This window comes from Actinotignum sanguinis (assembly GCF_030230305.1).
Lineage (GTDB): Bacteria > Actinomycetota > Actinomycetes > Actinomycetales > Actinomycetaceae > Actinotignum > Actinotignum sanguinis.
The window spans coordinates 1-25,051 of record NZ_JASPCQ010000014.1 but is presented as its reverse complement, the minus strand read 5'-3'; the positions used below and the strand labels follow the sequence as shown (position 1 = coordinate 25,051).

General features: G+C 62.8%; 15 protein-coding genes. 13 read left to right on the top strand and 2 right to left on the bottom strand.

Going from position 1 to position 25,051, the window contains the following annotated elements; all coding sequences use genetic code 11:
- Window positions 1–4 precede the first annotated feature (4 nt).
- Complete coding sequence (locus tag QP828_RS07370; protein ID WP_274734147.1) at window positions 5–844, bottom strand: Sir2 family NAD-dependent protein deacetylase; 840 nt, start codon at window positions 842–844, stop codon at window positions 5–7.
- A 318-nt stretch (window positions 845–1,162) separates the two neighbouring features.
- Between QP828_RS07370 and fbaA the strand changes: the two genes are divergently transcribed.
- From fbaA to QP828_RS07325, 9 genes are all read left to right on the top strand, one after another.
- Window positions 1,163–2,185, top strand: a complete 1,023-nt coding sequence (gene fbaA / locus QP828_RS07365) for a class II fructose-bisphosphate aldolase (RefSeq protein ID WP_126135167.1) — start codon at window positions 1,163–1,165, stop codon at window positions 2,183–2,185.
- A gap of 1,196 nt (window positions 2,186–3,381) precedes the next feature.
- A complete protein-coding gene (locus QP828_RS07360) occupies window positions 3,382–7,929 on the top strand; it encodes an SdrD B-like domain-containing protein (RefSeq protein WP_274734145.1) in 4,548 nt (1,515 codons plus the stop codon).
- A 257-nt stretch (window positions 7,930–8,186) separates the two neighbouring features.
- Entirely contained in the window at window positions 8,187–8,669 is a 483-nt protein-coding gene (locus QP828_RS07355; RefSeq protein WP_274734143.1) for a tetratricopeptide repeat protein, read from the top strand.
- A gap of 23 nt (window positions 8,670–8,692) precedes the next feature.
- On the top strand, window positions 8,693–9,871 hold the full coding sequence (locus tag QP828_RS07350; protein WP_274734142.1) for a hypothetical protein: 1,179 nt from the start codon (window positions 8,693–8,695) through the stop codon (window positions 9,869–9,871).
- 94 nt (window positions 9,872–9,965) lie between these two features.
- On the top strand, window positions 9,966–11,735 hold the full coding sequence (locus QP828_RS07345) for a glycoside hydrolase family 13 protein (RefSeq protein WP_274734141.1): 1,770 nt from the start codon (window positions 9,966–9,968) through the stop codon (window positions 11,733–11,735).
- Window positions 11,736–12,005: 270 nt separating this feature from the next.
- Window positions 12,006–13,355, top strand: a complete 1,350-nt coding sequence (locus tag QP828_RS07340; protein WP_274736490.1) for an ABC transporter substrate-binding protein — start codon at window positions 12,006–12,008, stop codon at window positions 13,353–13,355.
- A 194-nt stretch (window positions 13,356–13,549) separates the two neighbouring features.
- Window positions 13,550–14,392: a carbohydrate ABC transporter permease gene (locus QP828_RS07335; protein WP_126135161.1), complete on the top strand. Its 843-nt coding sequence runs from the start codon at window positions 13,550–13,552 to the stop codon at window positions 14,390–14,392.
- 146 nt (window positions 14,393–14,538) lie between these two features.
- Window positions 14,539–15,369, top strand: coding sequence for a carbohydrate ABC transporter permease (locus QP828_RS07330; protein WP_274734151.1), 831 nt, complete (start codon window positions 14,539–14,541; stop codon window positions 15,367–15,369).
- A 279-nt stretch (window positions 15,370–15,648) separates the two neighbouring features.
- Window positions 15,649–16,305, top strand: coding sequence for a YesL family protein (locus QP828_RS07325; protein WP_274734138.1), 657 nt, complete (start codon window positions 15,649–15,651; stop codon window positions 16,303–16,305).
- 856 nt (window positions 16,306–17,161) lie between these two features.
- Here QP828_RS07325 and QP828_RS07320 read toward each other — a convergent pair.
- Entirely contained in the window at window positions 17,162–19,525 is a 2,364-nt protein-coding gene (locus QP828_RS07320; protein ID WP_274734137.1) for a glycogen/starch/alpha-glucan phosphorylase, read from the bottom strand.
- A 233-nt stretch (window positions 19,526–19,758) separates the two neighbouring features.
- Here QP828_RS07320 and QP828_RS07315 point away from each other — a divergent pair, with 233 nt between their 5' ends.
- From QP828_RS07315 to QP828_RS07300, 4 genes are all read left to right on the top strand, one after another.
- Window positions 19,759–21,042 (top strand): adenylosuccinate synthase, encoded by a 1,284-nt coding sequence (locus tag QP828_RS07315; RefSeq protein WP_274734136.1) that lies wholly within the window; start codon window positions 19,759–19,761, stop codon window positions 21,040–21,042.
- Window positions 21,043–21,299: 257 nt separating this feature from the next.
- A complete protein-coding gene (locus QP828_RS07310) occupies window positions 21,300–22,250 on the top strand; it encodes a phosphoribosylaminoimidazolesuccinocarboxamide synthase (protein WP_274734134.1) in 951 nt (316 codons plus the stop codon).
- Window positions 22,251–22,439: 189 nt separating this feature from the next.
- A complete protein-coding gene (gdhA, locus tag QP828_RS07305; protein WP_274734133.1) occupies window positions 22,440–23,789 on the top strand; it encodes an NADP-specific glutamate dehydrogenase in 1,350 nt (449 codons plus the stop codon).
- Window positions 23,790–23,968: 179 nt separating this feature from the next.
- Window positions 23,969–24,343: a sterol carrier family protein gene (locus QP828_RS07300; protein WP_274734132.1), complete on the top strand. Its 375-nt coding sequence runs from the start codon at window positions 23,969–23,971 to the stop codon at window positions 24,341–24,343.
- Window positions 24,344–25,051 lie beyond the last annotated feature (708 nt).

Here is a 25,051-nt window from a genome sequence, read left to right as displayed (position 1 = left end):
GGACTCACGCTCCTAAAAGATCCGCGGCGCCCGCGAGCACCGTCCCCACGTCCCCCTCCACGCGCAGATCGGCGTAACGATCCGCGGTAGTGGGGCCAATATTGACAATCGCGCAGGCAGCGCCGTGCTGGAGCGCCTCGCCGAGCACCCACGAACCGGTGAGGACCGCGAGCGAGGTGCCGACCACCAGCGCAAGATCCGCCTCCCGCGCCCACGTGAAAGACTGCTCCATCGCCGCGCGCGGCAGCGCCTCACCGAAAAACACCACCGCGGGTTTGAGAAGGCCGCCGCAGTGCGGGCACGGCGCCACCCGGAACGTGGAAGCCTCCGCACCGGCGCGGTCCGCGGACGCCAAAATCGCTACGTGCGCCGGATCGGGATCCTCCGGCCACCCCGGGTTGAGCCGGTCCAGCTGCGCCGCAATCTGCGCGCGCGGGAACTCCGCCCCGCACTCCACGCACACGACCCGCAAAAAATTCCCGTGCAGTTCCGCGAGCCTGGTAGAACCGGCTTTCTGGTGGAGATTATCCACATTTTGAGTAGCGACGCCGTTAATGAGCCCCGCTTTTTCGAAACGCGCCAGTGCCGTGTGGGCATTATTGGCGACGACGCCGTCCAGCGCGCGCCACGTTTCCTGATTACGTTGCCACACCCAGCGCTGCCACACCGGGTCCGAAACGAAAGCATCGTAATCAATGGAGGGGACATCGGAGGAGCCGGTGCCGCGGTAATCGGGAATGCCCGAAGCGGTGGAGACGCCCGCCCCCGCAATAACCACGGTGGTGCGCCCCTCCATGAGCTCGGCTAGGGCGCGAGCGGCCTCGGTGGTGTCGCTGGTGATCATGGTGACTCCCTCATGCTGGCGTGTGGGCGGCGCGGCTTGCGGTCTTGATCGTGCGAGCGGTACCGGCGCGGCGCCGGTGCGCACCTTCCTCGCTCATCGTAACCCGAATGCGCGGTGGGGTGAATCTTTCCCCTCAGGGCAAAGGTCCGGCCACGGCGGGGCCAAACGTGGGATAATAAAACCTGTTTGAGGAACCCTCAAAGAGCGCCGCTCGCGGCACTCGCACGGAGCCTTCGCCACACCGCGGTGGTTCGCGTGCTCACACAGAAAACCTCTCGGACAGATGGTTCGAGGAACGCCGAATATAAGGAGATCTCAGTGGCTGTTGCAACCCGCGAACAGTACGACGAAATGCTCAACCGCGCCAAGGCGAATAAGTTCGCCTACCCGGCCATCAATGTCACCTCGTCCCAGACGGCCACCGCTGCCCTGCGCGGTTTCGCGGAAGCCGAATCGGACGGCATCATCCAGGTGTCCGTGGGCGGCGCCGAATACCTCTCCGGCTCCACCATCAAGGATCGCGTGGCCGGTTCCATCGCCCTGGTGGAGTACGTGCGCGCCGTCGCCAAGAACTACGATGTGACCATCGCCCTGCACACGGATCACTGCGCCAAGCAGAACATCGATTCCTGGATTCGCCCGCTTATGGAGCTCGAAGCTGAGCAGCACAAGGCTGGCAAGCAGACCTACTTCAACTCCCACATGTGGGACGGCTCGGCCGTGCCGCTGGATGAGAACCTGGAAATCGCCAAGGAACTGCTGGCGCTCTCCCAGAAGGCCAACACCATTCTCGAAATTGAGATCGGTGTTGTGGGTGGCGAAGAAGACGGCGTCGTCGGTGAAATTAACGAGAAGCTGTACACCACCGCTGAGGACGGCCTCAAGACGGTTGAAGCGCTGGGCCTGGGCGAAAACGGTCGCTACATCACCGCGCTGACCTTCGGCAACGTGCACGGCGTGTACAAGCCCGGCCACGTCAAGCTGCGCCCCGAAATCCTCGGTGAGATCCAGAAGGAAGTCGGCGCCAAGGTTGGCAAGGAATCGCCCTTCGACCTGGTCATGCACGGTGGCTCCGGCTCCACCGCCGAAGAAATCCGCACCGCGGTGGAAAACGGCGTCATCAAGATGAACGTGGATACGGACACCCAGTACGCCTACACCCGCCCGGTGGCCGACTGGATGCTTACCAACTACTCCGGCGTTCTCAAGATCGACGGCGAAGTGGGCAACAAGAAGCAGTACGACCCGCGTTCGTGGGGCAAGGCCGCCGAAGCTGGCATGGCCGCCCGCGTTGTCGAAGCGTGCGAGCGCCTCGGCTCCACCGGTACTCGCATGAAGTAAGGGTGGTGCCCGTGAAGCGGGCGCGCCGCTGCGTGAAGTAGGGCGTTGCCCGTGAAGCGGGCGCGCCGCGCTTAGCTTTCGCGGGTGCGCGAGCCATTCGCGGGCGTGGAGTCGTTCGCGGCGCCGCGCATGAACCGTAACAGCGGTAACAAGGGCCGGTAGCTCATTATGGGCTGCCGGCCCTTCGTGCTGCCCTGCTGCCCTGCTTCCCTGTTGCCCGGCGCGCGCGGGGCGTCCGTGGCGCGCGGAGTGTCCGGAGTGTGCGGAGTATGTGGAGTATGCGGAGTGTGCGCGGGACGGGTGTTGAGCGAATACGCATTCCTTGCGTCGAGTGGGCGTCGGTCCGGTGCAGCTCCCGTGCGTTCAACGCGTTCAAGCTGCCGAGCCCTCAAAATGCAACGGCAACTACATTAACTTTGCCAAATCGTGCGCTGGTGTTGCTTTCTGTGAGTCAATGGCTCAGGGGGTTGCTTTCTGTTGACCGCCGCAGCAGGGTGTTGCTTTTTGCGGGGCTGGCGGCGATGAGGGCCGCCCATCAGCATGCCGGATCACAAAGTGGTACTGGAGCTACAGTCAGCACCCGGTTTTCTGTCGTGCAGTACCACTCTGTCACGCCCGATGTTCTCCAGTACCACTACACCGGCCAAACGCGCGACCCCAACGGTTCAGGATGTGCGCTTTGGTCGATCCGCAGGCTGGGGTCAGGGGGACTGGGCTCAGGGGGAACAGGAGGGGGCAGGGGGGCTCAGGGGGCAGGAGTGTTTTTCTGAGGTGTACTTCGCGTGTACAACAAATGCAGTACAGCTCTGACAACACATACCCGCCCCGCAGGGGCTTGTGTAACTAGTGAGGTTTGTGAGGTTCGTGGGATTCCCACCGCCGGCTTCCGCGCCAGCCCCAAAAACGTAGTGCAAGCTGGGGCGCGGTTGTGGCGGTTTTTCTATTCTGGACTTGCACGATGCACGCCCTCCACACCAGTGGCCATATTTTGAGACAGTTGCCACGAAAGATAAGATTTACCACATAGTTATTTAAGTCGTGCATGAACACCTTCCAAATGGTTTACAATCACGGGGCGCCGGGAGTGCCTCGAGAAATTAAGGTGTTTCCGCAGCTGAGCCACGTGTTTGGGGCGTCTCACCGCGCTGCCGGGCGTGGAATCCGGTAAAAACGGGTAACTAATAAGGGATCGAAGAATGCAAAAATTACGAACGGGAGCGACGCGCTCACGAGTCGCGGCGCACCGGTTGATCACGGGTGCGGTGGCGGCTCTTATTGCCGCCGTCGTCGCGGTGGGTGGAGCGATTCCGCTAACCGCGCCGGCCATGGCCGCGAGCGTGCGAGTCGCAACGGATGCTGCCAATGGAACGACCGCGAACGGCGAGGCTACCAGCAGCACGGCTACCAGCAGCACGGCTGCCAACGGAACCGACACCAACGCGGCCGGCGAAACCGCCGACCGGGCCGCGGATGCGGCCTCGTCGGCACGCCTGGAAGTCGCGGTGGCCGAACCGGCAGATCAGAAAGCCGCCGGAGTCCAATCCGGTGCCCTGGCCAGCTATGACGTGCAATGGTCCTGCGCCGGCGTGCAGGGCCAATGCGAGAACACCACTCTCAGCGTTACGATTCCGGGCTTGGTCGATTCCGTTTCGGATGCCGATAAGCTCCCGCTCACCCACGTGACTGCCACTAATTCTTCCCATGATCAGGCCGCGCTCCCGGTGCGGGAGGGTGATACCTACACCTGGAATCTGGGAACCGTGCCGGTGGGGACCACCGGCGCCATGCGGGTGCAGGTGCGCCCGGAGAATCTGCGCTGGCCCGAAGGTGAAGCAATCCGCCCGAAGGTGGCCGGGGAAACCAACGGCCAGGTGGCCGATCCGGTGGAACTTGCCACCCCGGTGCACGCCAAGCCCAGCATTGCGGTGCGTAAATTCGCTCCCGAATCCCGCCCGGCTATCGGTGGTCAGTACACCTACACCATCACCGCCGGTTACGAAGGCGCCTTCAATACCAACGAAAATAAATTCAAGGACCCGGGCACCGGCGTTCCCGGCCTCATGGGCCTAACGGAAATTCGCCTGGTTGATACCCTTCCCGAAGGCGCGGAATTTGTGCGCGCCACCGATGGCGGCACCTACGATCCGGCCACCCGCACCGTCACCTGGGTGGTTCCCGGTTCGCCTATTGTGCATGCCGTTGCTGATTACCGCGTGACGGTTGTTTTCCCCACCGGTACTTTCGCGGAGGGTGCCAGCGCCACCAACACCGTCAACGCCACCGGCACCCCGCTCGATCCCAAGCTCGCTCCCGTCACCGCCACTGATTCCGTGACCCGCCAGCTCCAAAACCTGCGTGCCGAAGGTAATTTCCGCAAAACGGCCAATAAGGCCGTGACCCAACGCGGCGGAGAAGCCGTTTGGAATATTTCTTGGTCCAATACCGGGAACGTGCCGCTGCGTATGCACGTGGCCGATAACCTACCCTGCCGCTATATTTCCCCGGAGGCTCCCGGTGCTTGCGCCACCCCGGCCCTGCGTAATGTCACGGCCGGTCTGGTGCGCCCGCTCCTCAAGAAGGTACCCGCCAAGGTCACCTACACCACCACGAGTGGGAAGGAGCTCAGCGTCGCCGTCGACCCCACCACCACCCGCGATTTCCCGCTCACCGTTCCCGCGGGAGAGGAAATCACCTCCATCGCCCTGGACGCGGACGTGATGAACGGTGAACGTAGCGATATCACGCTGGCCATCCGCGGCACCGTGGCGGATGATTTCCCAGCCGATGTGCATAACGGCACCACCGCACCCGATGGCGCCACCTACAGCTACACCCCGCGCTACGAGGTTCCCACGCTGGAAAATCGCGCCGTCGTGACCGCGCAATCCCTCGACTTCGCCGGCAACCCCACCCCGGAGCTGCCCGCGAATATCACCACGCGGGAATCCGTGGCGCAGGTCGCTATCGTGGACGGCTACCCCACCTACGGGGTGTCGAAAACCTCGCACCTGGGCGGCCAGATGGTCGGCAACCTCGACACCAAACCCGGTGAGCTCTTCCAAACCGGCCAGACCTACACCTTCGGGCTGGGCTTCTACACCGGTAAGGGCGCCAAGTTCTACCCGGTGATTATGGATCTGCTCGCCCCCGGCATGGAATACGATCCCAAGCAGCAGGTCACCACCTCCGCGAACTGGCCGGCCTCCCTCCCGCTGGACAAAATGCGGGTGGAAACCGAGATGAAAACGGTGGACGGCAAACAGCGCCAGCTGGTGCGCTTCACCTGGCCGGAAGACGGCACGGGCGACTACTTCGCCCCGCCCAGCACCGGGGACCAGAGCAGCTCCAACTCCTCGGAGATGGTGCTCTACTTCGGCGCGAAGATCACCGCGGCCACCGAGCCCGGCGAAAATACCAATGACATGATCCTCGCGGATGCCAAGCGCCCCAACCTGGGCACCGCCACCGCCCCGAACCAGTGCATCCGCAACTGGTGGGCGCGCACGGATAGCCGCAAACTCACCGATAACCTTGACGGACTCAACCGCCCCGAAGCGCGCGGCTGCACCACCTCCACGAAGTTCAACGTGGCGGGCTTGCCGGCGCTCGCGGGCAAGAATTACGTGAAGGGCGACGTCGACACCGAGTTCCAAGCCAATCCGAATTACGGGACGGTTTCGCCTTCCTCCGCGGCCGAACTCAAGCTGGACCTCGTCAATAACGGTAATACTGGGGTTTCTGGCGTGGTGGTGTACGATGTGCTGCCCTACCCGGGTGACCACGGCGTGAGCGGGGCGAATACCCCTGAGAATAAACGCGAATCCACCTGGCGCCCGCGCCTGAACGGGCCGCTGACCTTCGGGGAAGGCACCCCGCAGCCCACCTCGGTGCTCTACTCCACCTCCGTGAATCCGTGCCGCGGTGAGGTTATCACCCTGGGCGGTGCGCCGAAGTCCGGCCCGCAGAATTGCGAGACCGGTACGTGGAAGACCGCCGAACAGCTGGGTGGGGACTTCTCCCAGGTGCGTGCTTTCCGGGTGGAATTCCCGGAGGATTCTAAGCTGACCCGTGCGGATACCTGGACGATTAGCGCTAACGTGACGGCCCCGGCGGCCGCCCGCGGCATCGCCTGGAATAGCTACGCGGTGACCGGCAAGAATGCCGAAACCGGCGCACCGGTCATGCCGACCGAGCCGGCGAAGGTCGGGCTGACCATGCCTTTCGACCTGGACCTCACCAAGGAGAATATCCACGCGAAATCGGCTGATCTCAGCGTACTGAGCGAGAAGGCCACCGCTGATCCCACGCACGCCGGCCTGGCCGAGGGCGTGGCGCTGGCTGATCTTGAGAAGAAGAACGAAACTGACCGCTGGGCCACCGGCTCCGTGGTGGAGTATGTGGTGCGCGCCAAGAATGCCGGTCCCGGCTTCGCGACCGGCGTGGAAATCACGGATATGCTCCCCAAGGGCGTCACGTACGTGGGCTACTGGAGCACGAACGGCGTGTATGATGCCGCTACCGGCACGTGGCGCGTAAATGACACGGTGACCGACGTGATCGACCCGAGCACCGGTGACCCGGTGGAGGGTGCGGACCCGAACGCCACCGATGATGCCTACCTGCGCTTCACGCACGAACGCGGGATCGCCCCGGGCAGCGAAGAGGTGCTGCACCTGTTCGCGGTGGTCGATGAGACCGCGCGTTCCCAGCAGGTGTGCAATGAGGCCCTCACCCCGGCCGCGGATCGCCTCGATTCGAAGGGCGCGAAGTTCGCGGGTGCGCAGGCGAATGCGTGCCTGACCGTGGGTGTGGATCTGGGTGATCGCATCTGGGAGGACACCAATAACAACGGCGTGGACGATCCGGGCGAACCGGGCCTGGCGGGCGTCACCGTGAAGGTGTTCCGCCCCGGTGATACGGAACCATTTATTACGACGACGACGGACGCCAGCGGTAAGTACCTTGTGCGCGGTCTGGAACCTGGCACGTACTCGGTTGTGGTTGACCGGGCTACCCTCCCGAAGCGCGAGGGAACCTGGGAAACTACCCATGTTCGGGAAGGATCGGGCGATAAGGAGAAGGCCAGCTCCGGGGAGATCACCCTGAGCACCGCGGATGTGCTGGATGCCGATTTCGGCTTCCACTACGTGGCGCCGGTCCCGCCCGTGCCGCCGCAGCCGCCGGTTCCGCCGGAGCCGCCGGTCCCGCCGGCACCAGAGCCCACGGTGCCTGAACCCACAACCCCGGCGCCCACAACGCCCGCGCCGCAGCCGACGGGGGATCGGGTAGCACCGGAACCTTCGCGGACTCCGGATCCGAGGCCCACAACCACGGCACCCGCACCGCAACCGGAGCCGACAACGCCGGAGCCGACCGCGACGACAACCGTGCCGGCACCCGAGCCGACGGCGCCTGCGCCCACAACTCCGGAACCGACGGTTCCCGCGCCTACCACGCCCGCGCCGACATCTCCGGCTCCGAGCACCCCGGTACCCACGGCGAGCACCACGGTGCCCGCGCCCCAGCCCAGCGCGAGCACGGACGGGCCGGCGGCGTCGTCGACCCCGAGTGCGAACCCGACGCTGAGCGCGAGCGGCAATCCGAGCGAGACTCCGGCGTCGCCCGCACCGGCTGGCCCCGGCCCGCGCCTGCCGCGCACCGGTGCCGGTGTGCTGGGAGCTGCGGGAGCGGTCCTTGCCCTGCTGGCTGGCGGGGTGCTGGCGCTGCGCCGTCGTGGAGAATAATCCACCGCGGTGGATCCGCTGCTACGTTGCGACAGATAACGACGGGTAGCGATCAATAACGAAAGGTAGCGACGGGGCGGGAGTGCTGAGCGCGATAAGCGCCCGGCCTCCCGCCTTTCGCGTGCCTGCCCGCGCGTCGCGGCGGCGCCCGAGTTTGTGTTTCCGCTCACAAGTAATAGAATGTCAGTGGTCCAGGCCACGGCCTCGTGCCGGCGGCCGCTCTCACGTAACCGAACAAGTAAGAAAGAAGCCCGCACATGACGCAATCACCAGTCACTCCCGCGCATCCGGAGCCTGCCGCCCGCGATCCGCATGAGGGCAAGCGTGCGGGCCTCGCCTATTTCCATGACGCCCAGCAGGCGTTCAGCGCCGGCAATATTAAGCAAGCCGCGGAGCTCTACCGGAAGGCCGCGGATACTTTCGAGCGTGACCCGGAGCTTTACTTGGAGCGCGCTGTCGCCAACGGCCAGCTCGGGATTTCCCTCAAGGCCATCGGCGAGATGGATGAGGCCGCGGACCGGCTCGGCCGCGCGATCGCGCTCTTCCAGCAGTTCCCGGAAAATGGGGACGCCGCGGTGAGCATGGGTAATTGCTTCTGGCATATCGGGGAGATCAACGAGGAGGCCGGCGATTTCGACGCCGCCCGCATCTCTTACAACCAGGCGTATTCGGCCTACCGCACCGCGCCGAATACCCAGGAGCTCCAGATCGAAGTCCTCCAAAAACTCCGTTCCATCTAAGCGATTTCAGCCGTATCACTTCCATGCACGCCACCGTTACCGAGCTGCTGCGCGCCGGGCTCGCTGCCCTTGAGCGCCACAATGAAAGCGAAGCCCGCGCCCGTTTCGTGGAGGCGCGGGAAACCGAGCGTCGCGCCGCGGGCGGGGCTGCGGAGGAACTTTTCTCCCGGGTCACGGACGCGGATGCCCTGTATTTCGCGGCGCTGGCCACCGGCCAGCTGGGGGAGAACCCGCTGGAACTCGCGCGCCGTGCCGTGGAGGCGTATCGCGCTGCGCCGCCGTCCTTGCGGGCCGCGCGCGCCTGGGAAACCTACGGATATTTTTTGCACGACGGCGCGCACGACGCCGCAGCCGCTCAGGCCATGCGGGAGGCGGCCGGCGTGTACGCAGCCCTGGGCGGGCACGATGCTCAGCAGGCTAATGCGCTGTATAACGCTGGAATTTCTTATGCGGAGGCCGGCGATGTAGCCGCTGCTATCGCGGCCTTGGAAGCTGCGCTACTGCCCGCGGGGGCGCTGCCGGAGGTGGATCTGGGGCGGGTGGCCATCCGAGCTACCCTCGCCGCGGCGCGGCTCGATGCCGGGCAGTTCGCGGCGGCGGCGCGTGATTACGCCGCGGCGGAAACGGCCTTCGCAGCGCTCCCCGGCCAGGAATTTAATGCGATTGATTGTGCTTTCGGGCGGGCTCGCGCGGTGCTTAGTAGCGGGGACTACCCGGTCGCCGCGGAGCATTTCGCGCAGGTGGCGGCGCGCGCTGCGGAGCTGGCCGGCGGGGAAGTTACCGGCGGGGAAGTAGCCAGCGGGGAAGTTACCGGCGGGGAAGTTACCGGCGCGCAGCAGCCTGGCGCAGATGCGGCTGGCGGGGAGCGGGCCGCCTGGGAAGTCGCCGCTATGTCCTGGCATCACGTTGCGGTGGCCCAGGCGAAAAACGGCGCGCCCGCGCAGGGAGTGCCCGCTATGGAGAAAGCTGCCGCTATCTACGCGGGCTTGGGTGAGCAACTTTCCGCTGCCCACTGCCGCGGCTTGCTCGGTGATCTCCATGCCGAAGCTCGGGATATGACAGCTGCGCGCACCGCCTGGCAGGCTGGTATCGCGGCGCTTGAAGCCGCCGCGGCAGACGGCGGTGAACTCCCGGCCGGCCCGGCTCGGGACCTGGAAGAATTCCGCCGCAAACTCAGCGCCGCCGGCGGAGCGCTCGGGTAGCTGTAGCTGTCGGCGTCGTCGTACCTATCACGTAAGCTTGGAAGTGCGGTGCCAACCGGCACCCGCTCCGTTCCCGGCAACGAAGAGGTTGATCGTGACAGCACAACACCCCGGCACTGTTATCCACCCGCCCCAGCAGCGCGACCAGTGGTGGCGCGATGCCGTTATTTACCAGATTTATCCGCGTTCCTACGCGTCGAGCGGCGGGCCGCTCGGCACCCTGCCCGGCATTACCGAAAAATTCGACTATTTGGAGAAGCTCGGGGTGGACGCGGTGTGGCTTTCGCCTTTTTATGTTTCTCCGCAATTCGACGCCGGCTACGACGTGGCCGATTATCGCGACGTCGATCCGCGCTTCGGCACTCTCGCGGATGCCGAGCGGCTCATCGAGACCGCCCACGCGCACGGCATGAAAGTGATTGTGGATATCGTCCCGAATCATACCTCCTGGGATCACAAACTCTTTCGGGAAGCGGTGCTGGCTGGCGCGGGTGCCCCGCAGCGCGATAATTTCTGGTTCCGGCCCGGGCGCGGGGAAGGCGGGAGCGAGCCACCCACGGATTGGCTTTCCTCCTTCGGTGGCCCGGCCTGGTCCCAGGTCAAGGACATCCCCTGGGTGAAAGGCACCCCGCAGGAAACGGAAGAAACCTGGTACCTGCATTTATTTGATCGTTCCCAGCCCGATGTGAACTGGGAAAGCCCGGCTATTCATCATGAGTTTGCCCATACTATTCGTTTCTGGATGGATCGTGGCGTGGACGGGCTGCGGGTGGATGTGGCCCACGGCCTGACCAAAGACCCAGCTCTCCCGGACTGGCCCTACAAAGTGGAGGAGATGCGCTACAACCCGGACGTGAGCGTGCCGCCCGCGCCCATGGCCAACCAGCCTGCTGTCCATGATATTTACCGCGAATGGCGCGGAATTCTGGATGAATACGGGCGCGACCGCATGATGGTGGCTGAAGCCTGGGTAGACACCGAGGAAGACCTGGCTCGTTACGTGCGCAGCGATGAAATGCAGCAGGCTTTCAACTTTGAGTACCTCTCCGCGCCGTGGCGCGCGGATCGTATTAATGCGCTGATCGAATCCTCGCTGCGCGCCACCGACGCCGTGGGTGCCCCTACCACCTGGGTACTTTCCAATCACGACACCCTGCGGGCCACCTCGCGCCTGGGCCTGGCGGGCGTAACCACCGGTTGGTGCGGGAACGGCCCGAGCGGCATCGGCCCGGATGACCCGCAGCCCGATGCGGCAGTGGGGGCGCGCCGGGCGCGGGCCTGGCACACCCTCACCGCGGCGCTGCCCGGCTCCTACTACCTCTACCAGGGCGAAGAGCTCGAACTGCCCGAAGCTACCCAGTTGCCGCCCGAATCGCGCGAAGATCCCACCTTTGCGCGCACCGGAGGTGAGGAATTGGGGCGCGACGGCTGCCGGGTACCCATCCCGTGGCGCGCGGACGCCCCGGCCTTCGGATTCTCCCCCGATGGGGAAAGCTGGCTGCCCCAACCGGCGGACTGGGGCCGTTTCGCGGTCGACACCCAGGAGGCGGATCCGGAATCTGCGCTCGCCTATTACACGAAGCTGCTGCACCTGCGGGCCCGTTACGACCTGGGCTTGGGCGGATTGCGCCGCGCTCCCGAGTATGCCGGCAGCGGCGTCGCGCTCATCAATTTTGCGGGCGACGCCGCCGCCAGCTCCCGTGGGGACCTCTTGGTCATGACGGCTTTTGCCGAGCCCCTACCCTTGCCCGAAGGTTGGGCGGTGCTTCTCAGCTCCGCACCCCTGGAAGAGGAAGGTGTGCTCCCGCCGGATACCACGGTCTACCTGGTGCCTTTCAGCACGGATACCGAGGAGGGGTGCTGATAGCGCGGTTGGCGGCGTCGTCGCTGAAACGGGGCGTGCCCACCGACATGGGCGCGCACCGGAACGGGCGGCGTCGTCGCCGAAGCGGGTGATGACGCCGCAACGCCGGAAGCATGCAAGAAGGTGATAATAAATTAGTCCTGTAGGACGCGAGATAAGTCACACTGTGGTGTAAACTAGTACCACCACACAGGCAAGGGAGCCGGGCGCTACGGTGCTGTCGCGGTTACGGCTTTCTTGCTGGCATTGACGATCATAGGAGACGTAACGATGCATTCAGTGAAGAAAATCGCTGCTCTCGCCGCAGCTGGGTTGGTGGCCATCGCGGGATTGGGTGGCTGTGTATCCAATTCCGATAGTGGCGGTAGTGACGGTGGGGCCGGCAAGGTCTACTACCTCAACTACAAGCCCGAATCTGACCAGGCCTTCCAAGAATTGGCCAAGAAATACCATGAGCAAACCGGGGTGGATATCAAGATCGTATCCGCGACCGGTGGCTCGTATGAACCCACCCTCGCCAATGAGCTCGGCCGCGCGGATGGCCCCACCATTTTCCGCGTGGATGGCCCCATCGGCCTGGCCAAATGGAAGCAGTACGCCAGCGATATTTCCGATGCTCCCTTCATTGAAGCCATGACGGATAAGGACATGGCCCTCAAGGGTGAAGACGGCAAGATTTACGGCGTCCCCCACGCGGTGGAAGGCTTCGGCATCATCTACAACGATGCTATTTTGCAGAAGTACTTTGCGCTGCCGGGTGCCAAGGCTAAGTCCGTGGATGAGATCAAGAACTTTGACAAGCTCAAGGAAGTCGCGGACGATATGCAGGCCAAGAAGGATGAACTTGGCATCAAGGGCGCCTTCGCGGTCACCTCGCTATCCCCGAATGAGGACTGGCGCTGGCAGACCCACCTTATGAACTGGCCGCTCTTCTACGAGCTGCGGGATAAGGGCGTGCAGGACACCGGGAGCATCGAAGGTGCCTACCTGGATAATATGAAGAAGATCTTCGATCTTTACCTCACTGATTCCACGGTGGAACCGTCGCAAACCACCGCGAAGGCGGTTACCGATTCCATGGCGGAGTTCGCGCTGGGCCAGGTGGCTTTCGTGCAGAACGGTAACTGGGCCTGGTCCCAGATTGATGGCGTGGATGGCAATACCGTCAAGTCGGAAGATATTCACTTCCTGCCTATTTACATGGGCGTTAAGGGTGAAGAAAAGGCCGGCATCTCGGTGGGGACCGAAGCCTACCTGACCATCAATAACAAGGCCTCGGATGCCGATAAGAAGGCCTCGATGGACTTCCTCAACTGGATGCTCAACGATCCGACCGGCGCCAAGCTCTGCGCGGAGGACCTCGGCTTCATTGCCCCCTTCAAGGAATACGCGAGCCTCTCGCCCACCGACCCGCTCGGTAAGGAAGTCATCAAGTACATGAAGGATACCGAACACTACAACGTGGCATGGGACTTCCAGGTGGCTCCTTCCATGGACTTCAAGAACGGGCTGGGGCAGCACCTCAGCCAGTATGCAGTCGGTAAGGAAAGTTGGGATCAGGTGAAGGACTACTTCGTCACCCAGTGGAATACTGAGAAGGCAGCTGCCGGGGTGAAGTAGCTAGGCCGCCGCGGGCGCTTATTAGCTGTGCTGCGCGTGCCACGCAGCGCGTGCCGCGCAGCGCCACGCAGCGCCACGCAGCGCCACGCAGCGCCACGCAGCGCCCGCGCCTACTGCTACCACACCTGCCTTGCCTGAGGTGAGGCGCGGGGCTCACCATCGCGGTGGGCCCCGCGTGTCACAGGGGGTTTCTCATGAGAACATTGAAAAAACACGGGCTTGCCTTCGTGGGGCCCACGTACGTGGCGTTCGGGATAGCTTTCCTCGCCCCGTTCTTTATTGGTATTTATCTTTCGTTTACGAATTTCACCACGCTTGATGATGCCACCTGGGTGGGCGTGCAAAATTACGTCAATGCCTTCACAGAGCAACAAAACTACGTCGGGGCTTTGATCTTCACCGCCTCGGTGGCGATTGTGTCTATTATCAGCGTTAATATCATCGCGTTCTTCTTGGCGTATCTGCTCACGCAGAAGCTACCCGCCACGAATTTCTACCGCACGATCTTCTTCATGCCGAATCTCATCGGCGGGATCGTACTGGGCTACACCTGGCAGTCCCTCCTCAACGCGGTCCTCTCCAATTACGGAACCACGCTGGTCAACGACGCGAAATACGGATTCATCGGCCTCATCTTGCTGGTCAACTGGCAGATGATCGGCTACATGATGATCATCTATATCGCCGGATTCCAGAATGTGCCCGCCGAGCTTAACGAAGCCGCGCAGATCGACGGCGCCGGGCGGTGGCGCACCCTCCGCTCGGTCACCATCCCCATGATGATGCCCTCGATTACGATCTGCCTTTTCTTGACTCTGGCGAATACCTTCAAGATTTACGACCAAAACTTGGCGCTCACGAACGGCGCCCCCATGCGGGAAACCGAAATGGCGGCGCTCAATATCGTCAAGAGCATGTATGAGCAGGTCGGGCAGCAAGGAGTATCGCAGGCCAAAGCCGTGATTTTCTTCCTCATTGTGTCCTCGATTGCGCTTATCCAGCTGCGCGCCACCCGCACGAAGGAGGTGGACCTGTGAGTACCGAAACTGGCAAGCGCGCCGTCGCCGCTGAGTCCAAGCGCGCCGTCGTTCCCGCGGATACGCGCACGGAAACACGCACGGACGTACGCGGCGCCGATCCCGTGGCGAAACCGAAGCTCAAGGCCCCGCGCCACCGGGTACGCATGACGCCCGGGCGCTGGGCGGCGGTGGGATTCCTCGGGATTCTTTCCCTTATTTACGTGGTGCCGCTGCTCTTCATCCTCGTCAATTCTTTCAAGGGGCGTTTCTTCATCTCGGACGCACCCTTTAGCCTCCCGGCCGGTGAAACCTTCGCGGGGATAGATAATTACCAGACCGCGCTGAACCTTTCGGGCTTTATGCGGGCCCTGGGTTGGTCCTTCTTCGTGACGGTCGCCTCGGTGCTCGTTATTGTGTTCTTCTGCGCGATGACGGCCTACTACCTGGCGCGGGTGCGGAGCTGGTGGACGTCGCTGCTGTACTACCTGCTGGTGTTCTCCATGGTGGCGCCATTCCAGATGGTTATGTTCCCGACCGTGAAAATCGCGGACAAGCTGGGGCTGTCCTCGCCGTGGGGCCTGATCGTGCTGTACCTCGGTTTTGGGGCGGGGCTCTCGGTATTTATTTTCGCGGGCTTCGTGCGGTCGATTCCCGGCGAAATTGAAGAGGCGGCGTCCATTGACGGCGCCGGGCCGTTCAAGACCTACTTCCAGGTGGTCATGCCCATGCTCAAGCCCACGGCGGTCACGGTCGCGATCCTCAACACCATGTGGATCTGGAACGACTTCCTGCTACCAAACCTCGTGATCGGGCGCGAGGAGGCCTATCGGACTGTCCCGGTGGTGATCCAATTCCTGGTGGGCTCGAACGGAAATAAGGATTTGGGGGCCCAGATGGCGGTGCTGGTGCTCGCCATTATCCCCATCATTATTTTCTACCTCTTTGCGCAGCGCTATATTGTGGAAGGCGTTGCGGCAGGTTCCGTCAAGGGGTAGGTGTCCGCCGTTCGTGCGGGGCACCATGAAGTACGACGACGACGCGGCGCCGCGCACCCGATACCGGGAGCGCGGCGCCGTAAATCAGCCACGTGGTGCTTTGGCCACGGAGTGCCGGGTGTGGGCTCCACGCGGTTCGTGCCGGGCGCCGAGTGCGTATTCCACGCGGTTCGCGCCGGGCGCCGAGTGCGTATTCCACGCACGTCGCACCGATCCGCCTTGGCCGATTCGCCCGGCACTCTTTATGCCAGCTGATGTGCCACCAACCGAAGGAGATGCATGCGCCGGATATTCGATCCTGATTCGCCCTTCCAGCGCGGACTTTCCGATGCCGTCATCCTGGTGGAGCTTAATATCATGACACTGCTCGGGTTGCTCCCGGTGGTGAGCGGGGGAGCCAGCCTGGTGGCCTCCGCGCGAGTGAGCGCCCAGCTGCTCCGCGGCGAGGCACCCCGCCCGTGGCGCCTCTGGTGGCAGCACGTGCGCGCGGCTTTCCTGCCGTCGCTGGCCTGGTGGCTGCCCACGCTCGGCCTATTCGGGTTGGCTTGGTGGGAAAACCGCTGGCTCTCTGGCTTGGCCGGCCCGACTCTCGCCGCGGATCCGCGCTTGGCCGGCATCCTCTCCGGCCTCATTATCGTGGCGCTGCTGCTCGTGCTTGCCGTGCTGGTCTGGCTGGTGACGCTCCAGGCATTCTTCTCCAACGCCTTCCTGGAGCACCTAGGTAACGCGGTGCTCCTCGCCATCACCCGGCCGCTACGCACGGCCGCGTGCGTAGCGGCCGCGGTGGCGCTCCCGCTGGCCTGGCTTTATGCGCCGGTTTCGCGCCTGGCCATCTTCTGGGCATTGGCGCTGGCCGGGCTGAGTGTGCCGCTCTACCTCACGGCCTGGCTGCAACGCCCGGTACTCGATGGTCTCCTCACCGAAGCCGAAGGCTAATCCAAAGCGAAAGCCTCAGGCAGCCGCCCATCATCACGCCGGGCCAGCTCACAAAGTGGTACTGGAGCTACAATCAATACCCGCTTTCCTGTTGTGTGGTACCACTTTGCGCAGCCTGGTGTTCTCCAGTACCACTTTACGCAGCCTGGTGTTCTCCAGTACCACTTTACGCAGCCTGGTGTTCTCCAGTACCACTTTGTGTGGGCCGGGGTTCCCCGATACCACTCTGCGCAGTTCATACACGTGAACGCCGCTCGCAGCTCTCCGGTACCACTCCGATGCCCACCTGCTGAGCCTTACTCGCAGCTCCGGTGGGGAGGGGCAGGGGGTAGGGGGTAGAGGGTACTTTTTCTGGGGTGTACTTCGCATGTATGACAGATGCAGTACAGCTCTGAAAACACATACTGCCCCGGCGGGGGCTCGTGTGAATGTCGAGTTTCATGCGGCTATTGAAATTTGTGAGGTCCGTGAGGTCTGGGGAGCCTCGCGAGCCGGCAGCGTGCCACCCATCATCACGTAGTGCAAGTTGAGGCACGGTTGCGGCGGTTTTTCTGTTCTGGGCTTGCACTATGCACCCTAGGGGCGGGAAAGAGGCACGGCGTCGTCGTTCTTAAACATAAGAAGTCTCCCGCGTATGAACATTGATAGCGGGCATCCTGATGTGCCCGAAGTAGATAAGTACCTACATAGGTGCGTATACACATGCGGGCGGCGGGTGTGCCAGAATCAGCACACCCGCCGCCCGTATGGGTTGCGTAGCCATTCGCGGTTCGCGCAGCGCTTGCGTACAGTCCACGCAGCCGTGCGATTCACGTGCAGCTCACGTAACCGCGCCGCAGCTCACGCAGCGCCCGCGCTACTTAATCGGCGTCGCCTCCACGTCCCAGATATCGCGGCCGTAATCCGCGATGGTGCGGTCGGAGGAGAAGCGGCCCGAGCGGCAGATATTGATCCACGCCTTGCGGCCCCACTCTTCCTGGTTGGCGTAATCCGCGGCCATCCGATCACGCGTGGCTCGGTAATCAGCGAAATCGCCAAGGACGTAGTACACGTCCGGAGTCTCCCACGAAGAACCGTCCAGCAAAGACCCGAGGAGGTCGTGGAATTCGCCGGTCCCGCCGTCGCTCACGGTGCCGTCCACCAGGGCGTCAAGCACCCGCTTGAGGCCGGGCACGGTTTCGTACTGTTCACGCGGGTTGTAGCGCGCCCGCAATTCCGGCAGCTCCTCTTCGCGAGCCCCGAAAATATAGGCGTTTTCTTCACCCACGGCGTCCACAATTTCCACCGTGGCTCCGTCCATGGTGCCCAGCGTCAGCGCGCCGTTCATCATGAACTTCATATTGCCGGTACCCGAAGCTTCCTTCCCGGCCAGGGAAATCTGCTCGGAAATATCGGTGGCCGGAATAATATGCTCGGCCGGCGAAACATTGTAGTTCTCCACGAAGAGCACGGTGATCTTCCCGCGCGTATCGGCGTCGTTATTCACGAGCTTCGCCACTTCGTTGATGAACTTGATAATCGCCTTGGCGCGCTTGTACCCCGGCGCGGCCTTCGCCCCGAAAATGAAGACCCGCGGCGGGACTTCCATGCTGGGATTGTCCTTAATCCGGAAGTACAGATCGAGGATGTACAGCGCGTTCATAAGCTGGCGCTTGTATTCGTGCAGGCGCTTAATAATCGTGTCGTAAATGGCGTCGGTGGGAATGTCGATGCCGTCGCGGCGCTTAATCCAACGCGCGAAATCACGCTTATTTTCCGCCTTGATCTCCATGAGACGGCGGTAAATATCAGCATTCCCGCGTTCCTCAATGGTGGCCAGCTTATCCAGATCCGTCACCCAGGAATCATCCCCGAGCACTTCGGTGAGCAGCGCGGCCAGGCGCGGATTGCAATTATGCAGCCAGCGGCGCGGAGTCACCCCATTCGTCTTGTTATTGAAACGTTCGGGCCAGATGTCGTACCAGTCGTGGAGAGTATCGCGCTTGAGGATCTCACTGTGGATCGCGGCCACCCCGTTAATAGAGAACGACGCGTAGCACGCGATCCAGGCCATATGAACCAGTCCGCCGGAAAGCGGAGCCATGTACTCGATCTTGCCCGGGTGGAAACCGGCCTCCGCCAGCTCCGCGCGGAAACGGCGATCCATTTCCGCCACGATGTCGTAAATACGCGGGAAAAGCTTGGTGAAAATCGAGGTTTCCCACGTCTCCAGCGCTTCGGCCAGCACCGTGTGGTTGGTGTAGGCAAACGTCTGGGAAACAATCTTCCAGGCATCCTCCCAGCCCAGGCCTTCCTCATCCATGAGCAGACGCATGAGCTCCGGAATGGCGAGCACCGGGTGGGTGTCATTGAGCTGGATAGAGTTGTATTCCCCGAAGGACCGGATATCCCCGTGGGCTTCCTTATGCTCCGCGATCAGGCACTGGAGGGAAGCCGAGCAGAAGAAGTACTGCTGGCGCACCCGCAGCACCTTGCCTTCGTAGGTGGTGTCATTCGGGTAGAGCACCCGGCACAGGTCATTCACGCGCTCGCGTTCCACAATCGCATCGGTGAAACGCTGGGAGTTGAAGGCATCGTAATCGAATTCTTCGAGGGGCTCCGCCTTCCACAGGCGCAGGGTATTGACATTCTCGGTGCCGTAGCCGGTGATCGGCATATCGTAAGGAACCGCGCGCACATCCATATCCGCGAACTTCACGTGCTTGGCTTCCGCCTCCCGGCGCACCACGAACGGAGAACCGTTTTCCATCCACGGATCCGGCTCTTCTTTCTGGAAACCATCCACGAAGCTCTGCTTGAACAGGCCGTAGCGGTAGAGAATCCCGTAGCCGACCACGGGGAAATTGAGGGTAGCGCACGAATCCATGAAACAGGCGGCCAAGCGCCCCAGCCCACCGTTACCGAGCGCGGCATCGGGTTCTTCATCGAGCACATCGGTGAGGTTGAGACCGTAATCTTCCAGGGCCTTACGGGCATCTTCCACCAGGCCAAGATTGACGAGATTATTGAGAAGTGCGCGCCCCATGAGGAATTCCGCGGAGAAGTAGCTGGCGCGCTGACCCTCCCGGTATTTCTTGGTGGTGGCTTCCCAGTTATCGGCCAGCCGGCTCATGGTGAGCTCGGACAGCCCCTCCCAGTAATCGCGTAGGGAGGATCCGGAGGTCGAGACACCGGATACCGAACGGGTAAAAGCCCCGAGTGGTTGAGTCAGTTCAGACATTTTGCTCCTCGAAATATTCGGGCACGTGCCTTCTCTACCTTAGCCGAGAAACCTTGCGAAAATGTGAACAGATGCCCAGGTTGGGCTGTGGCGGTTATTATTGTGTAGTAAAGCGGGACGTTCGCCCGAGGGTCTGGGGCCTGGGTGCCAACGGTGGCGGCACGGTAGCCGCACGATGGCACGGGTGGCGGAGCTCTTTACACCTGTTTGATATAACGAGGAGATTAGATACTATGCCCGCGGTCATTATTCTCGGCGTCCAGTGGGGCGACGAAGGAAAAGGCAAGGCAACTGACCAGCTCGGCCAGCGTGCCGATTATGTTGTGAAATTTAACGGGGGTAATAATGCCGGCCACACGGTCAGCGTGGATGGCCAGAAATTCGCTCTCCACCTCCTCCCGTCCGGCATTCTCAATTCGAATTGCATCTCGGTGATTGGCAACGGCGTCGTCGTTGATCCCGAAGCTCTTTTCGCGGAAATGGCGGAGCTGGAATCGCGCGGCGTCTCCACGAAAAACCTCCGCATCGCCGGAAATGCGCACGTCATCACCTCGTACACGAAAATGTTTGACCGCCTCAACGAGGAAGTCCTCGGCGACGGCAAAATCGGCACCACCGGGCGCGGTATCGGCCCCACCTACGCGGATAAGGCGAACCGGGTGGGGATTCGCATCGTGGACCTCGTGCACCCGCGGCGTTTGCGCGGGCAGGTAGAGACCGCGGTGGCGCAGAAAAACCTGGTGTTGCGGGCCCTGGGGCGTGAGGAGATTAATGTCGACGACGTGCTCACCGAGCTCCTCGCCTACGGGGAACGCCTCGCGCCCATGATGATTAGCGCCTCGCGTGAACTCAACCAGGCCCTTGATGACGGCAAGACGGTCGTTTTTGAAGGTGGGCAATCCACCCTCCTGGATATTGACCACGGCAACTATCCTTACGTGACCTCCTCGAATGCTACGGCCGGCGGGGCGGTCACCGGCAGCGGGGTGGGCCCGACTCGCATTGACCGGGTGGTGGGCATCGTCAAGGCCTATGCCACCCGCGTGGGCGAAGGGCCGTTCCCCACCGAGCTGCACGGAGATACCGGCGATTGGCTGCGCGAAGCGGGCGGCGAATACGGCGTGACTACCGGGCGCCCGCGCCGCTGCGGCTGGTATGACGCCCCGGTAACCCGCTACGCGGTGCGGGTCAATGGCCTGACGGATCTGGTTCTCACCAAGCTGGATGTGCTCACCGGGGTGGAACAGATCCCGGTGTGCGTGGGTTATGAGATTGACGGCCAGCGCGTCCACGAATTCCCCATCGACACCTGGGATTTCGCTAACGCTAAGCCTGTTTACGAGTACCACCCCGGCTGGACCGAGGACATCTCCACGGTGCGCGAATTCGCGGACCTGCCCGCCAATGCGCAAAGCTACGTGCGCTGGCTGGAGGAGATGGCCGGCTGCCGCTTCTCGCTCATCGGAGTGGGGCCGGATCGCGAACAGACGATCGTGCTCCACGATCTGCTTGGCTGAGCTTCGTTGAGCTTGGCTGAGCTTGGCTGAGCTTAGCGCCGTCGTACTTTACCCGGTTTGACCTGCGTAAATGTGCTATAGGTGACTTAGCTCCCAGGACAGGTGGTAAAGATTCCTTTACTATAAGGAAAGAACGTTGTGTGGGGAGGATCACCGTCGGGCTGCGATGTGCTACGCGGAGCCCGCGGTGGCCTCTCATACAGCACCGGAGCGGGAACGCGAAGGAGCCTCCCGCGTGAAGAGATTGAGGGGCGGGAATGTCTACATACACCACAGGTAGCCTTGTCCCCATTCGGGGATGGCAACGCACCTATTCCGGGAAGGTGCACGATTTATACCGGCCCGTGCCCGGGGGTGCGATGGCCGGGATGGATACCTATCTCATTGTGGCCTCGGATCGTATCGCTGCTTTCGACCACGTTGTTCCCACATTCATTCCAGACAAGGGCGAAATCCTCACCCGGATTGCCCGCTGGTGGTTCGACCGCACCGGGGACATCGCAGAAAGCCACTACCTACCCGGCGGCGTCCCGCGGGATATCGCCGCGCGCGGGATCCTGGTGCGGGCCCTGCGCATGCTCCCCTACGAAGTGATGGTGCGCGGCTATTTGACCGCGGGCGCGGTGCGCTCGCTCGGGACCCTCGGCACGCTCGATGCCATGCCGTACGACGGCGCCATCGAAGTGGGCGCCAAACTGGAACTACCGTGGGTCGGAATTGCGGAAAAGCGCCGGCCGGGCTGCCCGGATATCCCCATTCCGTGGGAGGAATTTATGCGGCGCGTGGGGGAGGGCACCGCGGAGCGGGTGCGCGTTCTGGCTCTCAACCTTTACCGACACGCCCACGCCATCGCGCTGGCCCGCGGGCTGGTGCTTGCCGATGCCAAGCTGGAATTCGGTACGGATATGGATGCCGGCTCCAGTCGGCTCATCCTGGCCGACGAAGCCTTCACGCCGGATACCGCCCACTACTGGCTGTCCACCGAATACCGCGCGGTGAAATCCGGGGAGGTACTGCCCACCCCGGAAGCGCTGCGTTCCTTCGATAAGGACGCGGCCCAGGTCTGGCTCATGTCTCCGCAATCCGGGTGGAATGCGGAGCAGGGCACCCAGCCGCCGGCTCTCCCCGCCGGCGTTGTGGCTGATATCCGCGACCGCTACCTGCGTGTTTGTGAAATGCTCACCGGGGAGCGCTGGCCCGGGCGCTAGGTGCGGCTGCCGCGCGCGGGGCGCACCCCGCGTTCGCTGCGCTCGCCAGGGTTCCGGCTGCCCGGGAGCGGCGTCGTCGTGCTTCACGAACCACACGCACACCGCACCTAAATGTGACGTGCACCGCGGAGTAGTGTTCGCGGTTCGAAATCATACCGCGAAAGCGCCCGGACGTTTTACCATTTTGATATGCATTACGCGAATAAAGTTTACGATCAGGTCGTCGCCGCGAACCCGGGCGAACCCGAATTCCATCAGGCCGTACGCGAAGTTTTCGATTCCATTGCGCCGGTTCTCGATGCTCACCCCGAGTACGCCGACCAGGCCATCCTGGAACGGCTGGTCGAACCCGAACGCATTATCGCCTTCCGGGTGCCGTGGGTGGATGACGCCGGCAAAATTCGCGTCAATAAAGGCTACCGGGTGCAATTCAACTCCGCGCTCGGGCCCTACAAGGGCGGCTTGCGCTTCCATCCCACCGTCTACCTGGGCATGCTCAAATTCCTGGGCTTCGAGCAGATCTTCAAGAACGCGCTGACCCGCCAGCACATTGGCGGCGCCAAAGGCGGCGCGAACTTCGACCCCAAGGGCAAAAGCGATAACGAAGTCATGCGTTTCTGCCAGTCCTTCATGACCGAGCTGCAGCGCCACATCGGCCCGGATGTCGATGTTCCCGCGGGCGACATCGGCGTGGGCGGGCGCGAAATCGGCTATCTTTTCGGCCAGTACCGTCGCATCCGCGATAGCTTCGACGCCGGCGTGCTCACCGGCAAAGGGCTCGGCTTCGGCGGATCGCTCGCGCGCACCGAAGCCACCGGTTACGGCGCCGTCTATTTCGCCGACGCCATGCTCGCCGCGCGCGGGGAAAGCTTGGACGGGCGCACCGCGGTGGTATCCGGTTCCGGGAACGTCGCGCTGTACGCGATCGCGAAGGCGCAGCAGCTGGGCGCGCGTGTGGTCACCGCCTCGGATTCCTCCGGGATGGTGTACGACGACGCCGGCATCGACGTTGAGCTTCTCCGCCATATTAAGGAAGATCTGCGCGGGCGGGTCTCTGATTACGCGGCGCAGCGCCCCGGGGCCCGGTACCAGGCCGGGGCGAAGGTGTGGAACCTGGCTGAGCTGGGGATTCACGCGGATATTGCTTTCCCGTGTGCCACCCAGAACGAGCTCAATGAGGTTGATGCGCGCCAGCTCCTCAACGGGGGAGTGCGTGCGGTAGTGGAAGGCGCGAATATGCCGACCACCCTGGAAGCCACCCACCTCCTCCAGGAGAACGGCGTGCTCTTCGCCCCCGGCAAGGCCGCGAACGCCGGCGGGGTAGCCACCTCCGCCCTGGAAATGCAGCAGAATTCCGCACGGCAAAGCTGGGGCTTCGAGAAAGTGGATGCCAAACTGCACGACATCATGCGCGATATCCACGACACCGCCCTGGATGCCGCCGCCCGCTACGGCCACGAAGGTGACTACGTGGTAGGTGCCAATGCCGCGGGCTTCGAGATGGTCGCGGAGGCGATGATCGCGCAAGGTGTGATCTAAGAGCGCCGTGCGTAGCGCAGTGCGCTCGCGGTGGCGGGATGCCGGTTGTGGCGTGTGGCGGGGCGGCCTGCGCGCAGTTCGGCGCGCTCGCAGCATCTGCCCGGCGCATGTCCGGCGCGCTCGCGGTGGCGCCGTCGTACCTTGCATCGTCGTCCTCCCGGGCGTCGTACAGTAGAGACGTGACACGAAAAATCGATAGCGCGGACGCGCTGCCCCTCCTCGCCCGTTTTCGTGCAGGTGAGGAGCTGAGTGCGGGCGAATCACGCACAGCTGTGCGGTTCCTTCTTGAGGAGCTTGCCGCCCGGCATCCCGGGCACGCGGTAGAAATCCGGGTTCCCTATGTTGGGGCGGTGCAGGCGGTTGCCGGGGTGCGCCACCGGCGCGGTACCCCGCCCAATGTGGTCGAATGCGATGCTGCTACGTTCCTGGGACTGTGCGTGGGTACCCTGAGCTGGGATGATGCCGTGGCTTCCGGGCGGGTGGACGCATCGGGAACCCGCGCGAACCTCTCCGAGTTTCTCCCGCTGGTGCATGTGGCAGGCTCGGCTCGCTGAGCCGAGGGCGTGGAGCGCTGAGCTGAGGGCGTGGAGCGCTGAGCTGAGGGCGTGGAGCGCTGAGCTGAGGGCGCGTAAGGCAATTTCCCGGACCGCGAGGGCCGTCAAGTGTAAATCCTGGACTGTGCCGGCCTCGTAGTGCAACCTGGCGACAGAAAAACCTCCAAAACCGTGCGCCAATTTGCACTACGTTTTTCGGGCCGGCGTGGGAGCTGATCGCGGGAATCCCATAAGTCACACAAGTCTCCGGAGCCTCAATAGTCATACGCGTCCCGGCGAGGGTGGTAGGTGTTTTCCGAGCTGTAGTGCAGATGTCGTACATGCGAAGTACAGCTCGGAAAAACACCCCGTCTCCTGCCGGGGCGGGGTAGGCGGAGTGGGTCATTCTCAAGCGTCAAGGCTGTAAAAGGTGCATTTTGGACTGTTAGGGCCGCAGAGTGTACGCCACGGACATTAAATCGCGGAAAAACTGTCACCCATGTACATTTTGTTAGCCGGCCTGGTCTCTCTCCTCCTCAAAGTGCGAGTCTTGGACATTGACTCCTGTCAAGTGCGCGTAAGGAACACGAAATCGCTCTGAAACGGTGTTCTCCCGCGCACTTTGTTTTCGAGCTTGGCTTGGAAACAACTGGGGGCTGTATCAGTAGTCTCGTGGGAAGTGGTCGGAAGCATTTGATAATGTTTCCGACCACTTTCTTTTTAAACCAT